The 15,486-nt window shown below is 60.1% G+C and carries 13 protein-coding genes; 2 read left to right on the top strand and 11 right to left on the bottom strand.

Going from position 1 to position 15,486, the window contains the following annotated elements:
* Positions 1-80: 80 nt before the first annotated feature.
* The 7 genes from AC07YV_RS12305 to AC07YV_RS12275 all read right to left on the bottom strand — a co-directional run bounded on the left by AC07YV_RS12305 (position 81) and on the right by AC07YV_RS12275 (position 7,943).
* Positions 81-1,697 (bottom strand): GMC family oxidoreductase, encoded by a 1,617-nt coding sequence (locus AC07YV_RS12305; protein WP_102699721.1) that lies wholly within the window; start codon positions 1,695-1,697, stop codon positions 81-83.
* 11 nt (positions 1,698-1,708) lie between these two features.
* On the bottom strand, positions 1,709-3,142 hold the full coding sequence (locus AC07YV_RS12300) for a coniferyl aldehyde dehydrogenase (protein ID WP_102699722.1): 1,434 nt from the start codon (positions 3,140-3,142) through the stop codon (positions 1,709-1,711).
* Between the two features lie 230 nt (positions 3,143-3,372).
* On the bottom strand, positions 3,373-4,950 hold the full coding sequence (locus tag AC07YV_RS12295; protein ID WP_102699723.1) for an arylsulfatase: 1,578 nt from the start codon (positions 4,948-4,950) through the stop codon (positions 3,373-3,375).
* Between the two features lie 56 nt (positions 4,951-5,006).
* Positions 5,007-5,840, bottom strand: coding sequence for an SDR family NAD(P)-dependent oxidoreductase (locus tag AC07YV_RS12290; RefSeq protein WP_008059174.1), 834 nt, complete (start codon positions 5,838-5,840; stop codon positions 5,007-5,009).
* A 32-nt stretch (positions 5,841-5,872) separates the two neighbouring features.
* On the bottom strand, positions 5,873-6,295 hold the full coding sequence (locus AC07YV_RS12285; RefSeq protein ID WP_095967153.1) for a MaoC family dehydratase: 423 nt from the start codon (positions 6,293-6,295) through the stop codon (positions 5,873-5,875).
* A gap of 12 nt (positions 6,296-6,307) precedes the next feature.
* Entirely contained in the window at positions 6,308-6,748 is a 441-nt protein-coding gene (locus AC07YV_RS12280) for a MaoC family dehydratase N-terminal domain-containing protein (protein WP_102699724.1), read from the bottom strand.
* 10 nt (positions 6,749-6,758) lie between these two features.
* A complete protein-coding gene (locus tag AC07YV_RS12275; RefSeq protein WP_102699725.1) occupies positions 6,759-7,943 on the bottom strand; it encodes a lipid-transfer protein in 1,185 nt (394 codons plus the stop codon).
* Between the two features lie 114 nt (positions 7,944-8,057).
* Here AC07YV_RS12275 and AC07YV_RS12270 point away from each other — a divergent pair, with 114 nt between their 5' ends.
* Positions 8,058-9,071 carry an AraC family transcriptional regulator gene (locus AC07YV_RS12270; RefSeq protein WP_007973383.1) on the top strand — a complete coding sequence of 338 codons (1,014 nt, stop codon included), beginning with the start codon at positions 8,058-8,060 and terminating at the stop codon, positions 9,069-9,071.
* Positions 9,072-9,196: 125 nt separating this feature from the next.
* Positions 9,197-10,339: an acyl-CoA dehydrogenase family protein gene (locus AC07YV_RS12265; RefSeq protein ID WP_102699726.1), complete on the top strand. Its 1,143-nt coding sequence runs from the start codon at positions 9,197-9,199 to the stop codon at positions 10,337-10,339.
* A gap of 174 nt (positions 10,340-10,513) precedes the next feature.
* Here the strand turns inward: AC07YV_RS12265 and AC07YV_RS12260 are convergent, their stop codons facing one another.
* The 4 genes from AC07YV_RS12260 to AC07YV_RS12245 form a co-directional block, all read right to left on the bottom strand.
* Positions 10,514-11,713 (bottom strand): patatin-like phospholipase family protein, encoded by a 1,200-nt coding sequence (locus tag AC07YV_RS12260; RefSeq protein ID WP_102699727.1) that lies wholly within the window; start codon positions 11,711-11,713, stop codon positions 10,514-10,516.
* A gap of 327 nt (positions 11,714-12,040) precedes the next feature.
* Entirely contained in the window at positions 12,041-12,322 is a 282-nt protein-coding gene (locus tag AC07YV_RS12255; protein WP_102699728.1) for a hypothetical protein, read from the bottom strand.
* A gap of 291 nt (positions 12,323-12,613) precedes the next feature.
* The gene (locus AC07YV_RS12250) at positions 12,614-13,117 is read right to left on the bottom strand and encodes a VOC family protein (RefSeq protein WP_494990298.1); all 504 of its coding nucleotides are present in this window, start codon (positions 13,115-13,117) and stop codon (positions 12,614-12,616) included.
* Between the two features lie 86 nt (positions 13,118-13,203).
* The gene (locus tag AC07YV_RS12245) at positions 13,204-15,339 is read right to left on the bottom strand and encodes a calcium-binding protein (RefSeq protein WP_102699729.1); all 2,136 of its coding nucleotides are present in this window, start codon (positions 15,337-15,339) and stop codon (positions 13,204-13,206) included.
* Positions 15,340-15,486: the final 147 nt, after the last annotated feature.

Below are 15,486 nucleotides of genomic sequence, written 5' to 3'. Positions count from 1 at the left end.
CACCCCATGCTTGACACTAGGCCCCTTGGTGGCTCGGGGCCTTGATCGCTTCGTGGAAGTAGCTCGAATCACAGACAGGCTCACAGGTGACGCGCGTCTTCCTTGAGCATGGCGGCAGCCTTTTCACCGATCATGATGGTCGGCGCGTTGGTATTGCCCCCGGGAATGGTCGGCATGATCGAGGCGTCGGCAATCCGCAGGCCTTCGACACCGCGCACCCGCAGACGCGCATCGACTACGGCCAGCGGGTCACTGTCAGGGCCCATCTTGCAGCTGCCTACCGGGTGATACTGGGTATCCGCGCGACGGCGGATGTCCTGCTCGATCTGCCGGTCGTCATTCCAGTCGACGGGATAGATCAGTTGCGGCCCGAAACGGGCGAAATGGGTGGACTCGAGGATCCGGGCCTGGGTCTTCGCCGCCTGGATCAGCAACTCGATGTCTTCCCGTCGATCGAAAAAGCGTGGGTCGATGACCGGCGCGTCGAGCGGATTACGGCTGCGCAGGGTCACGGTGCCTGTGCTTTTCGGGCGCAGTACCTCGATATGGCAGCTGTAGCCATAACCCCAATGCAGGTGACGACCATGGTCGTCGACCACGGCGGTGACGAAGACCATCTGCAGGTCGGGCTTGTCCAGCGCCGGATCGGAACGCAGGAAGGCGCCGGCCTCGGCGAAATTGGTGGTCAGCATGCCGCTGCGCTTGCTCGCCCACTCCACGGCGGCAGCCGCCAGCTTGACGCTGGAACCCACGGTGAGGCCCAGGCAACCCTCCGGATGACTGACCTTGTACGGCACCGTGTAGTCGATGTGATCCTGCAGGTTCTGGCCTACGCCTGGCAGGTCCACCAGCACCGGGATACCGAGCCGCGTCAACTCCTCGGCCGGCCCGATGCCCGACAGCATCAAGGCCTGTGGAGTACCAAAGGCGCCGGCGGCGAGAATCACTTCACGGCGGGCACGCACTTCCTGCACATCCTTGCCGTTGTGGTAACGCACACCCACGCAGCGCTTGCCCTCGAAGATCAGGCTGTGGAACGGAGCGTTGAGGTAAAGCTGAAGATTTTTCCGATCAAGGATCGGCCACAGGTAGCCCTTGGCCGCGCTGCAGCGTTCTCCGTCCTTCTGGGTCACCTGGTAGCGAAAACAACCGTCCTGCTGGCGACCGTTGTAGTCGTCAGTACGCGCGATGCCCTGCTCCTCGGCGGCGCTCATGAAGACTTCGCACAGCGGGCTCGGCGACTTCAGTTCAGCGACATTCAGCGGGCCGCCAGCGCCATGGAACTCGGTCTCGCCAAAGCGCTCGTTGTGTTCCGACTTCTTGAAATACGGAAGAACCTCCTCATAACTCCAGCCGGGGTTGCCGAGGTTCTCCCAATGGTCATAGTCCCAGCGATGGCCGCGGACGTAGACCATGCCGTTGATCGAACTGGACCCGCCCAACGCCTTGCCACGCGGCTGGTAGCCCTTGCGCCCGTTGAGCCCCGGCTGGGGCACGGTTTCGTAGGACCAGTTATGGAAACCTTCGCGCATCATCACCACTACGCCTGGTGGTGCCTGAATCAACACTTTCTTGTCACTGCCACCGGCCTCGAGCAGGCAAACACTGACCTGAGGATCTTCACTGAGGCGCGCCGCCACCGGACAGCCACCCGAGCCGCCACCCACCACCACGTAATCGAACACACTCTGACTCATATCAATCTTCCTCAAGACTTCACATCCGCATCCGGCTTGCCCAGGTAAAACGCCAGCGCCAGGCTCTGCAGCCGGCCGCCAAAGGGTGGATGGAAGAGATGGGTGGGGAACCAGGTTCGCCTCTTGAACACGGTGCGTGCGTGACTGAGTTCGCGAAACCCTTCTTCTGCGTGATAGTTGCCCATACCGGAATTTCCCGTGCCACCGAAAGGAGCACCGTGGTTGAAAGCGTGCCAGCCCCAATCGTTGATGGTCACGCCACCGGAATGGGTCCGTTTGAGCAATCGATCGATGCTCGTCGTGTCGGTTGAAAAAATGTACAGCGCCAGGGGACGTTGCCCGCTGTTGATGTGGGCCACCACACCGGTGAGGCTGTCATAACCCAATACCGGCAGCAGCGGACCGAAAATTTCTTCCTGCATCACCCGCATTTCCGGGGTCACACCCGTCAGGATGTGCAACGGCATCCTGCGCCCCGGGGCAACCTCGCCACAGACAATGATCCGGGCGCCCTTGGCCCGCGCATCTTCAAGCAGGCCCTGGAGGCGCTGAAACTGACGATCATCGATGATCGAACTGTAGTCATCGTTAGCGGCAGGCCGTTCGCCGTACAGCGCCTGGAACTGGCGGCGCACTTCGCCGACGAAGCGCTCGATATCGTCCTGGGGAACCAGGGCGTAGTCCGGTGCAATGCAGATCTGCCCGCCATTGGTGCCCTTGCCGTGAACGATACGTCGCGCGGCATCGCTCAGGTTGTAGTCCGCCAGCACCACCGCAGGCGACTTGCCACCCAACTCCAGTGTTACCGGTGTCAGGTTGGCTGCGGCGGCACGCATGACCAGACGCCCGACCCCGGGGGATCCGGTGAAGATGATGTGGTCGAATGGCAGCGAAGAGAAAAAGCCCGGATCTTCAAGCTCACCACCGACCAGGGCCACTTGCGAGTCGTCGAACACCTCTGCCAGCAGACGCTTGAGTACCTCGTTGGTGTGCGGGTTGAACTCGGACATCTTGAGCATCACCCGGTTGCCTGCGGCGAGCGCACTGACCAAACCCGCAATGGCGATGTAAACCGGGAAATTCCATGCCGATATGACCCCCACCACGCCTTTTGCCTGATACTCCACCCACAACTGATTGCCTTTGAACAGCAGCTCTGTGGGTCGTCGGCTTGGCTTCATCCAGCTCCCCAGATGCTTGAGGGTGTGATTGATGTGCAAGATGCAACCCATCAGGTCAAGGAACTTGGTATCGACGGCGGAGCGATGGCCAAAATCGGCGCTCATCGCCGCGACAATGGCGTCCTGGTAACGCCGTAGCTGGGTGCGCAGTGCGATCAGATTGGCCTGGCGCTCAGCCAGCGAGGAATGAGGTTGAGCACGGAAAGCCTCACGCTGGGTATTGAACACGCGGGCCACTCGCTGAACCGCCATTTCCTGGATCATGCCTTGATTCCTCTGAACTGAAGACCACCAACACCCACTGTCGCGTTCAACCATGCAGGTATCGCTGCGTGAGCAGAGGGTATGGCCGTCACTGTGGACTTCAAATAGCCGAAGACATCAAAGCTATTGCACTTGACCTCAGTTGCCGGCCGCCTTGCCTGGCACAACACTCGGGTGAAATCTTCGTCGCGCAAACAAAGATGCCACCCGGAGGTGGCATCGATGGGTTACTACTGTTTCTGCTGCCGCGCGTTCTCTTCGATCTGCGCATCCACCCGCTTGCGTACCTGGTCGATACTGAAGCTGGCGGGTTTCTGGCTGGGCGGGTACTCGACGAAAGTTTGCAGGAACTTCGCGGCTTTCATCGTGGCCACACCAAGCAGGTAGGCGTTCTTGATTATCCAGTCGTAGTACTGATTGGAAACAACGTCCGCCCTTTCATAGGGGTCCATGCGCAAGTTGAAGATCTTCGGCGCCCGCAGACAGACGAAAGGTTCGCTCCAGACCTCGAACCCCCCTGGCTTGCGCTGCTCGCAGAACACCGCCTTCCAGTCACCGAAACGCGACGCGACCAGCACGCCGTCGTCGTTGAAGTAGTAGAACTCCTTGCGCGCACCGCTCTTGGCCTTGCCGGTCAAATAGTCGAGCTGGTTGTAGCCGTCCAGGTGCACCTTGAAGTTCTTGCCCGAAAAATTCGCCCCCTTGAGCAGGCGTTCCTTGACGTCGGTATCACCGGCTACCGCCAGCAAGGTCGGGAACCAGTCGAGACCGGAGAACATTTCAGTGGACACTTCACCCGCCTTGATCTTGCCCGGCCAACGAACCATCGCCGGCACACGGAACCCGCCTTCCCAGTTGGAGTTTTTTTCGTTGCGGAACGGTGTGGTTGCCGCGTCCGGCCAGGAAAACTGATTCGGACCATTGTCGGTGGTGTAGACGACGATGGTGTTGTCGGCGATATTCAGGTCGTCGAGGGTTTTCAGCAGTTTGCCGACGTCACCGTCGTGCTCGAGCATGCCGTCCGCGTACTCGTTGCCGGGCATGCCACTCTGGCCTTTCATCGAGTCGCGCACGTGGGTAAACAGGTGCATGCGGGTGGTGTTCATCCACACGAAAAACGGTTTGTCTGCCTTGGCCTGTTTCTCGATGAACGCCTGGGCGGCGGCGGTGGTTTCGTCGTCGATGGTTTCCATGCGCTTGGCGGTCAGTGCGCCGGTGTCTTCAATCTTGCCATCGGCATAGGAATGGATGACCCCACGCGGTGTGGCGGCCTTGACAAAGTCCGGATCATCTTTAGGCCAATTGGCACGCTCAGGTTCTTCTTCCGCATTGAGGTGGTACAGGTTGCCGAAGAACTCGTCAAAACCGTGATTGCTCGGCAGGAACTCATCGCGGTCACCCAGATGGTTCTTGCCGAACTGGCCGGTCGAATAGCCCCGAGCCTTGAGTGCCTGCGCAATGGTAATGTCGCGCGCCTGCAGGCCGACTGGTGCACCAGGCATTCCGACTTTGGTCAGGCCCGTACGCAACGGCGTCTGGCCGGTGATGAACGAAGAGCGTCCTGCGGTGCAACTGTTCTCCGCGTAGTAGTCAGTGAACATCATGCCTTCGTTGGCAATGCGATCGATGTTCGGTGTTTTGTAGCCAACCACGCCATGGCTATAGGCACTGATGTTGGTCTGGCCGATATCGTCGCCGAAGATCACCAGAATGTTGGGTTTATCCGCCGCCCCGGCTGTCGCCGAAAGGCCTATCAACGAGACGCCCACCAGGGCCATCCGCGACAACCACGCGCGCTTGTCTTTCATGATTTGTCCTTGTTGTTTTGACTGAATGCTTCGGATTGTCCGGACAGCGGTGGCGCTTAGATTCCGGTCAGACCGCCGCTACAGATCAACGTCTGGCCACTGACATAGTCGGACTCGGGAATGCAGAACATGTACACCGAGCCGGCAGCTTCTTGCGGGGTACCGGCACGCCCCAACGGAATGCTGCGCTCGAGCATGGTCATCAGGTCAGGGTTGATGCCGACCTTGATCTCGCGACCTTCGATCTCGGCGGTGGCGTTACCGTCAGCGGTGGCTTCGGTCAGACGAGTCTTGATAAAGCCGTAGGCCACGCAGTTGACGGTGGTGTTCAGGCGCCCCCACTCCTTGGCCAGCGTCATGGTCATGCCGGTGATACCGGCCTTGGCGGTGGAGTAGTTGGCCTGACCGGCATTACCGAACAACCCGGCAACGGAGGAAATGTTCACCACTTTGCGAATGTTACGCAGGCCGGCGTCCTGTTCAGCCTTGACCAGGCTGCGAATGACCGGCTGCGCCGCGCGCAGGATGCGAAATGGCGCGGTAAGGTGCACATCGAGCATGGCGTACCACTGCTCGTCAGTCATCTTCTGGATCACGCTGTCCCAGGTGTAGCCCGCGTTGTTGACGATGATGTCCAGCCCCTTGTAATGCTCGACCGCGGTGCCGACGAAGCGCTCGGCGAAGTCAGGTGCTGAAACGCTGCCGATACAGGCGACGGCTTCACCGCCCATGGCCTTGATGGCCTCGACCACTTCCTGAGCCGGCTCGGCGTCAAGGTCATTGACCACCACCCGAGCACCATCGGCTGCCAGCTTCAGGGCGATGGCACGGCCGATTCCACGACCGGAACCGGTAATCAGGGCAACTTTACCTTCGAGTTTCTTGCTCATCTGTCTCTTCCGCAAAAGGTTGAAAAAAGGGGTTAGCCAATGGCGATGGCGATCAACGCGTCGCCGACGATCTTGACTTGGCCGTACTGGTTGACCGTGGCCACCTCGACCCTGGCGCAACGTTCGCCGTTGACTTCGACTATCTCGGTTACCTGGCCCTTGCAGGTGATGACATGCCCCAGGTGAGTGATGCCCTGGAAGCGCACGCCAAAGCTGCGCAGCCGGCTTTGCGGCACCCACTGGGTCAGCAGGCGACCCAGCCAGGCCATACTCAACATGCCGTGGGCAAACACGTCCGGCATGCCGGCCTTGCGGGCGAAATCCACGTCGATATGAATCGGGTTGAGGTCGCCCGAGGCGCAACCGAACCGCGCCAGCGTGGTGCGGTCGACCGCCGCCAGCGTCAGGGGTGGCAGCCGGTCACCGACCTTCACGTGTTGCAGTGAATGACTCATGGTCGGGACTCCTCAGTTGCGGACCACGAGCACGGTGCGCAACTCGGCGACCAGCTCGTTTTTGTCGTTGTGGACTTGCGAGGTCTTGACCAGGAACTCCAGCGCACCGTTTTTCTTGTCGAAAATATCGGCGATCCGCGACTTCACGGTGACCGTTTCCCCAGCACACACCGGCTTGTGATAGGTGAAACTCTGTTCACCGTGAAGAATCTTCGCGATCGGGATTTCCAGATCCGCCAGCATGCTGTCCACGGTGCCGGCATCCAGCTCGGCACCGAACAGGAATGTCGGCGGGACCAGCACGTCGCACAAGCCGGCTCCTTGGGCGGCAGCGAGATCGATGTACAACGGATCGGTCTCGCCAATGGTCCGGGCGAATGCGCAAAGGCGCCCGCGCTCAAGCGTCATCGTGGTGGCGGCCAGTTCGTGGCCGATCCACTTCTTGTCGATCATCCGTCGCCCCTCAGACTTTTTCGTAGAGGGTGACGACGCAGGCGCCGCCCAACCCGAGATTGTGTTGCAGAGCCAGACGCGCGCCGTCTACCTGGCGTGGACCCGCCTCGCCACGCAACTGCTGGACCAGCTCGGTGCACTGGGCCAGGCCGGTGGCGCCCAGTGGATGGCCCTTGGAGAGCAACCCGCCGGAAGGATTGGTGACGAATTTGCCGCCATAAGTGTTATCGCCGTCCTCGACAAAGCGCTCCGCCCCGCCGATCGGGCACAGGCCCAGCGACTCGTAGGAGAGCAGCTCGTTCTGTGCGAAACAGTCGTGCAACTCGACCACCTGGATATCTTGCGGACCGACTCCGGCCGCCTCGTAGACCTTCTGCGCGGCCGTGCGGGTCATGCTGAAACCGACCACTTCGCGCATGTCTCTCGCATCGAACGTCCTGGACGTGTCGGTGGTCATGGATTGCGCACGGATGCGTACTGCGCCCTTCAGGCCGTGGCGCTTGAGAAAGTCCTCCGAACAGATGATCGCCGCCCCGGCGCCGCAGGTCGGCGGGCAAGCCATCAGGCGCGTCAGCACGCCGGGCCAGACGGCGGGCGAGTTCATCACGTCTTCGGCGCTGACGACGTTACGGAACAACGCCATCGGGTTGTTGGCGGCATGGCGGCTGGCTTTGGCGCGGATCTTGGCAAAGGTTTCCAGGCGGGTGCCGAACTCCTGCATGTGCGCCAGGCCAGCGCCACCGAAGTAGCGCAGCGCGAGCGGGATGCCGGCGTGCCCGACCAACTCATCGGTGGCCAGGTCGAAGCGCTCGAAGGGGCTGGGGCGGTCGCCAAAAAGCGTGCCCAGCGCACCCGGGCTCATTTGCTCAAAACCCAGCGCCAGGGCACATTCCGCTGAACCGCCGCTGACTGCCTGGTTGGCCAGGAACAGCGCGCTGGAACCGGTGGAGCAGTTGTTGTTGACGTTGACCACCGGGATACCGGTCATGCCGACTTCGTATAGCGCGCGCTGGCCTGCAGTGGAGTCACCATAGACGTAACCGACGTAGGCCTGCTCTACCTGCGCGTAACCCACGCCGGCATCGACCATCGCGGCACGCAAGGCGGCAGCGGCCATTTGCGGATAGGGCGCGTTGGCGCCCGGCTTGACGAAAGGGATCATGCCGACCCCAATCACATAGACATTGCGACTCATAGCGGCTTTCCTGAATTTAAGTTGCGGCACGGTGTGACTTTGTGGGCTTAATGTGATGGCCGTGCGCAAAACCGCCAATGTCATGGCGCCGCAAATGACTTGCAGAATCCACCAATGTCGAATCCAACCCCCGTTACCTTCGCCTCCGTTTTCGTCTCCTCCCTGCTCGCCGCAGCCCGTGATCGCGGTTACGAGATCGAGGGCTTTCTACGCGACGCAGGGATCGATCCACAGCAGCCTCAGGACTTGGACCACCACGTCACCGTCGACCAGTACGTTGCGCTGCTGCGCAAGACCATCAAGGGTCTCGATGACGAAGGCATCGCGCTGTTTTCGCGAAAATTGCGCCGCGGCAGCTTCATGCTGATGATGCGTTCAGCCCTGACCGGCGACACTCTGTTCGGCGCCCTGCGGGAATTCACCCACACCCTGCGGCTCCTGCAAGACGACCTTGACCCGGTGCTGCTGGATGACGGTCGGCATGTACGGGTCGAACTGCACTTCCTCACCACTCAGGTCGAGTCCCGCGATTTCGCCCACGTGCTGTTTCTGCGACTGATCTGGCGCGTCATGGCTTGGCTGGAAGGCGGGAGCCTGCGCCCCGCTGGTATCGACGTGGCATTCACACAACCTGAATCGGTTGGCGACTACCGCAAGCTCTTCCCTACGGAACTGCGCTTCGGCACAGCCTTCTCGACTATCTGGTTCGACTCCCAGGCACTGCAGGCCCCCGTGCGCCGTGACAGTTCCCATCTGCATGAATACCTGGCCAAGGCCCTGCTCGACCTTCTGGTGCCCGCCATACCCGCACGCGTCAGCGACCGGGTGCGGGTCTATCTGCGTGAAGAACGCGCGCGCCATAGCGGCTGGCCAGACCTTGAACAGACCAGTGCCGCCCTGCACTGCTCGGCCAGTTCATTGCAACGTCACCTGGCTCAGGAAGGCGCCTCTTTCCAGAACATCCGCGATAGCCTGCGCCGCGACTGGGCGATCTACCGACTGAAAACCAGCAAGCTGCCGACACCGGTGCTGGCCGAAGAACTTGGCTTCGCCGACAGCGCCAGCTTCCAGCGCGCCTTCAAGCGCTGGACCGGCCAGACCCCGGGCCAGGTTCGCAAGGGCAACTGACAGATTGAGGTCAAGTGCAACAGCTTTGGGGCCAGCGGCTATGTGCGCTCACGGCCCCTCGTTCTAGGCTCGCATTTCGCACGCTGCCATCGGTGGCGAAGCCCAAAATTGCGGAGACCGAGCTTATGCTGCCCCAACTGCACCAACATTCCTGGATGGATAGCGACATCGAGGCCTATCGCGACCAGGTACGTCGCTACATCGCCAATGAGATGACACCGCATAACGATGCCTGGCGCGAGCAGGGCTACGTGCCACGCGAGATCTGGCAGGGCTTTGGCGAGATGGGCTTCCTGCTGCCGGAGATCAGTGAGGAATACGGCGGTGCCGGCGCGCCGCTGTCCTATCAACTGGTTGCCCTGGATGAACTGGCTCGCGCCGGAATGCCGCCCAGTACTGCGGTGCACTCCATCGCCACCCACTACATCCTCGACTACGGCACCGAAGAGCAGAAGCAAAAATGGATTCCCCGCCTGGCCAGCGGCGAACTCTTCGCCGCCATCGCCATGACCGAACCCGATTGCGGCTCCGACCTCAAGACCCTGCGTACACGCGCCCGCCGTGATGGCGACGAGTACGTGATCGATGGTTCCAAGACCTTCATCACCAACGGCTACAGCGGCAACCTGGTGGTGATCGCCGTGCGCACTTCCGACGATGGCGCCAAGGGTATTTCACTGGTGGTGATCGAGACGGGGAACCTCAAGGGCTACAGCGTCAACAAGCTGAAAAAGATCGGCCTGCATGGCTCGGACACATGCGAAATGTTTTTCGACGGCGTGCGCGTACCGGTCGCCAATCTGCTCGGCCCGGTCGAAGGCAACGGGTTCATCCAGCTGATGAGCCAACTTTGCTATGAACGCATGTTGCTGGCTGTGCCCGCCGTGGCGGTCATGGAGCGTGCGCTGGAACTGGCCACGGACTACGCCAAGGAACGCCGGATGTTCGGCCAGAAACTGTTCGACCTGCAGAACACCAAGTTCAAGCTGGCCGAGTGTGCCACCATCACCCACATCGCCCGCACATTCGTCAACGACTGTACCCAGCGCTTGCTCGACGGCAAGCTCGATCCTCAGGCCGCCTACATGGCCAAGTTGTGGTGCAGCGATATGCAGTGCAAGGTCACCGACGAACTGCTGCAACTGTTCGGTGGATACGGGTATATGGACGAATACCCTATCGCCCGGATGTTTGTCGATTCGCGCGTACAAAAGATCTATGGCGGCGCCAATGAAGTCATGAAGGACCTGATCGCTCGTCAGCTGTAGGTCTGGGCTGCGCTTGTTACCTTGGCAGCCCCCCTCCCTGGTGTCTGCTTATTTTGTTAGATGTAAAGCCCGCTCTTCGAAGCGGGCATTTACTGTTGTTGCCTCCCTCCTCCTGCTCCGAAAGCCAACACTCCCGACCGACGCAGTTGCTCCAGCCTCTCTTCAGCGGTTGTTTCATCGTTTAGCGTTTTCCAGGTATGGCAATTTATGCCACGGATAGCCCTTCGCGCTGAGTTGAAAGGCGTAATTGAATAAACGCTTCATGTACTCGCCATCGAATTTCCGATTGCGCGCAAAAGTAAAGTCGGAGCCGATGTACGCAAGATTGAAATCCGCCCCATCCTGTTGCGCCATACGGTAGATACGCTCCAGGTCGCTGATCCCCTGGGTTTGGATCAAGGCACTGATGGCTCGGCCGCCGATGCTCAATGTACGGCGCTTGGTCCCGGACCACTGCGGTTCCAGTGTCCCGTTACGAATGACATAGAAATGACGGTCGAATCGCAGCGGTGCTCCGGTGGCTTTGCTCAGCGCCATCACGGTGCTGGGTGGATAAAGAAACACTTGGGTGATGACTCCTCCGTCCACGTGCATTTCCTGGAACTGTTTGCCGTCAACGTCCACATCAATCATGACGGGTGAGACTGCACCGGGAATGCTCATTGACGCGAGCATGATGTTGCGAAAGAGGTCGAGCGCTCCCGGTGCCAGGCTTGCAGCAATCGCGCCCATGTTCCAGGTGACGGGCCGTCCCGAATCGAGGTCGGTTGTGCCGATCAGCAGGATTCGTCCTTTGGCGTACTCCGTCGCAATGGCCTCAAGAGTCTGTGCAGTGACGTATTTTGCGATGAGCCGCGACAGTGGCTTGCTGTCCGCTATGCCGTCGCTGGCAAAACGGGTTAATACGTTTCGCGAATGAAAAATGTCCTTGGGGCCGATTGCGTTGGAGACATACCGAATCACGCTGTCGTAATCGGACCCCAGGTAAGCGAACGGGGCGACCAGGGCCCCCGCGCTGATGCCGGTGACGACCTTGAACCGGGGGCGAGTCCCATGCGTCGTCCATCCTGCAATCAGTCCCGCTGCGAAGGCGCCCGCATCGCCACCACCGGAAACCGCCAGCATATTGGCCAGCGGCAGGATATGGTTCGGCTTCCCGGCCTTGGCAAGCTCCTCGCTCTCACGCTTGTTGGACTGAACCGCATCCTCAATGAAAGGCGTCAGGTCGTGGTCCAGCCTGTAGCGAGCATTGGGAATGCCGGGGATGACCGCTTTTTCCGTCAAGGTTGGCGGAACAGCCTCACGACGTGGCAGACACGCTTGAAGAAACATGTCCAGGGTTGAGGCGCCAGGTCCGAGCGGGAATGGTTTCAAAGCGCGTCTCCAGCCCTTGCCGTCGTCAGCAAGCGCTCATCATCGCCGAGAGAGTCCCTACCCCTGGTGCTCGAGATGACTACACGCCAGCCCCGCCTGCGGCACTTCATTCGAACGCCAGGCTGCTCATTCTGCGCTCCTTTACCTGATAAAAAAACTCATTGGCCGCGCGCGCCAGGTTTTATGCGAAAGCTGTTGGACTCACCAGATTAAGGGGCTGAGCGTAATATTCAACAAGCCGGGTTGGAGCGTCTGATGAAAGAGCATGATTTCAATAACCAGCAGAAGATCTACCAGAACTTCTAGCTCGCGAGTGACAACCCACTATTAGAACAGGACATTGTATTTATTGCTGGCGATATTCAGTGTTGCCATAACCCTGACGGAACTATCAGCGTATAACTTCTTGATAACACCGTCATATACACAGAGCACAACCCCTTCACTCGACACGTATGAACTACCGTTATCCACCAGCATCAAGTTGTGCACGCCGTAACTACGAGTGATATCCGGCTTGAGCTCGTTGCAAATGGCCAGATGATCAGGTTCGCCAGCAATGGCGATAAGGGGTGCAAGCAGGGTCAGCAGGATGAGTGACTTTTTCACTTTGGCTCGCCTTAACGCACATTTAGTTTGAATCTGACAGGCTCGGTAATCAGCAATGCTGCAGACACAACAGGCACATGAATATATATTTCCACCCGGGTGTCGGAGCAAATGCAAGATACCCGTGATTAGCTGCCTTAAAGTTGATGGCGCCGGATGGTAATTTTGGTTTGACTACCTGTCAATATGCGATATCTGCTAGCTTTTTATACAGCATCGAATTCCATCAAACACAAAAATCGACTGTTTAACTATTGAAAAATCAATAATAAAACCGACAAGCCAACTAGGTTAATACTGATCTTCCATCGTTAAGATCAGCGATATGCAAGGCACCCAAGTTATCTCATGCTTCGAGAAGCGTGCTGCCCGAGCTCCTGGGCAAGTCCGATGAGAATGCCTTCGGGCCCCCGGATGTAGCACAGACGATACGTACCGGACCACTTTGCCGACGAGCTCTGCGCCGTGTTTGTGGAGCCTGGCGAGTGTGTCGTCGATGTCCTCCACAGTGAACATGACTCGCAGGTAACCGAGCGCGTTCACCGGGGCGCTGCGGTGATCGGCGACCACCGGGGGTGCGAGGAATCGGGAAATTTCGAGCCGGCTGTGACCGTCCGGCGTGCGCATCATGGCAATCTCGACGCGCATGTCACGCAATCCGGTGACGCCATCTGCCCAGTCGCCCTCGATGGGGGCGCGCCCCTCAAGCTCAAGGCCCAGTTCGGTGAAAAACTCAATGGCAGCGTCGATGTCTTCTACAACGATGCCGATGTTGTCCATGCGCTTGACCGTCATGGTGTCTCCCTGGCGCTTGAAGGGGCCCGACGCCCGGCCTGAGGCATGCCCACGCCCTCCCCCAGGCGTGAGCATGCGTCGATCACTCAGGTAAAGGCGAAGTCCGACTCGGTGATGGCGGCCTGTGGCACGCCGCTCAAGGTGATGGTTCCCACCCCCGGTTGGCCCGTGACGCTGATGATCGCCTCGCCGAACTGTTCTCCAATGGTGAGGTTGGCGAAGGTCAGACCGCTGGTGCTCAGGTCGATCAGGTCAGTGCCGTCCTCGAAGTCGGCGATGGTGTCCGTACCCCAGAGGGCGCCGAACTGGAACCTGTCCGCATCGAGGCCGGGTTCGAACTGGACGCTGCCGACCATGAAGTCATCCGCCGCGCTGCCCACCAGCCGGTCGTCCCCCGTGCCACCAATCATGAAAGCGCCTGCGCTGCCCGATTGCAGTGTGTCGTTGCCTTCATTGCCCTCAAGGGTCGTCTGGAAGGCGAACGCGGCGCTGCTGCCGATCACCAGGTCGTTGCCGGCGCCACCGAAGGCACTGCCGAAATCCTCGATGGTGAGCGTGTCGTTACCCTCGCCGCCGAACAGATTATCCAGGCCTGTGCCGCTGAGCAGCACGTCGTCACCCGTACCGCCATCGAGCAGGTCCTCCCCTGCCTGGCCGAACAACTGGTCGTTGCCGCCGAGGCCGAAGATCTTGTCGTCGCCATCGGTACCGACAATGATGTCGTTGCCATCGGTGCCCGCCGTGACGAACTCGGTATTGTTACCAAAGTCGCCCACCGTGAAGTTGTTGACGCCGAGGAACTTCGCCGTGAAGTCGGTGTTGTCGAGCCGGCCGTTGTCATCGTCGTCCGCTATCAGCCAGGTGTTGCCCTGGCGGACCGTGTAGAACAGATCGGTGATGCCGTTGCCGCCGCCGACCAGTACCGCGCCAAGCTGTGGATTGAGCGTAACCTGGCCACGAAATACGAACTCATCGTTCAGCTCGAGCGTATCGCCCCCGGCCACACCTGCGCCCTGGAAGTCCTGGACCGTATCGAAGGTCGCAAAGGTCGAACTCGGGTTGAACGAGCCGAGGAAGAACTCGAACTCGTCATTGCCGGCGCCGCCGTTCAACTGGTCTGCCCCGGCGTCGCCTTCGAGCGCGTCGTCACCATTGCCGCCGAACAACTGGTCGTTGCCGGCATCGCCGAACAGTTCGTCGTTGCCGTCTTCGCCAAAGATCTGGTCGTTACCCTCGCCGCCAAAGAAGTCGTCGTTACCGACACCGCCGAACAACTGGTCGTTACCGGCATCGCCATCGAGGGTATCGTTGCCGGCACCACCATTGACGATGTCAGTGCCGTTGCCGCCGGAAAGCGTCGTGTCATTGCCGGCGCCACCATCAATGATGTCGTTGCCGTCGCCCCCCGTGATGAGGTCGCGGTCATCGCCACCGTTGAGGATGTCATTGCCCAGCCCCCCGGTAAGCCGGTCGATTCCCGCGCCACCGTTGAGGATGTCGTTGCCGGCGCCGCCGTCGACGATGTCATTGCCGTTGCCGGCGTTGACCACGTCGTTGCCACCGAGCGCCAGGATCGTATCGGCGTCCGGGGTGCCGTTGATCACGTCATTGCCCTCGGTGCCACGCACGACGAAGGCCGTGGTGCCGAAATCGGCTTTTGTGAGGTTGTGTTGTCCCGTCAGCTGTACGGAGAAGTCACTGGCGTCGAGCACGCCATTGTCGTTGGAGTCCGCGAACAGCAGCGTGCTGGCGGCACCCACGGCATAGAACACCTCGGTAAAGCCGTTGCCGCCGAAACCGAGCGAAGCGCCCAGCGTCGGCACCGTGGGGCGAGCCCCCTCGAAAACCAGGCGGTTGCTCGCGGAGAGAAGCAGGTTGTCACCACCGGCAACGCCGGCCCCCTGGAAGTCGGTCACTGTGTCGCGGGCCAGGGAAGTGGAATCCGCGCCACTGCCGACGAACCAGTTGAAAGAATCATTATCCGCCCCCCCGGTCAGGGTATCGGCACCGACATTGCCCGTGAGACTGTCGAGTCCGGCGCCACCGCGCAGGAGGTCATCGCCGTCGCCACCGACGACTTCATCGTTGCCGTCACCACCTTCTATCGTGTCGTTGCCTCCGTCACCCAGGATAAAGTCGTCGCCACCCAGGCCGAAGATCTGATCAGCCTCCGGGTTGCCAAATATGAAGTCGCCTTGTTCAGTCCCATTGATAACAGCCATGGTACTACCCTCCATTAAAGGAAATGGTAAGCGTTAACTGCGTTACAGCGGGTTGAGGAAATTAGACAAGCCCAAGGGGTCACAAGTGCGCCATTTCGGCCTTACCGTTTATCGCGAATGCAGACGGGTGTTCTGGAGCCTTCGCCC

The sequence above is a fragment of the Pseudomonas sp. GW456-E7 genome, from assembly GCF_059424105.1.
This window is presented reverse-complemented; position numbering and strand designations above follow the sequence as displayed.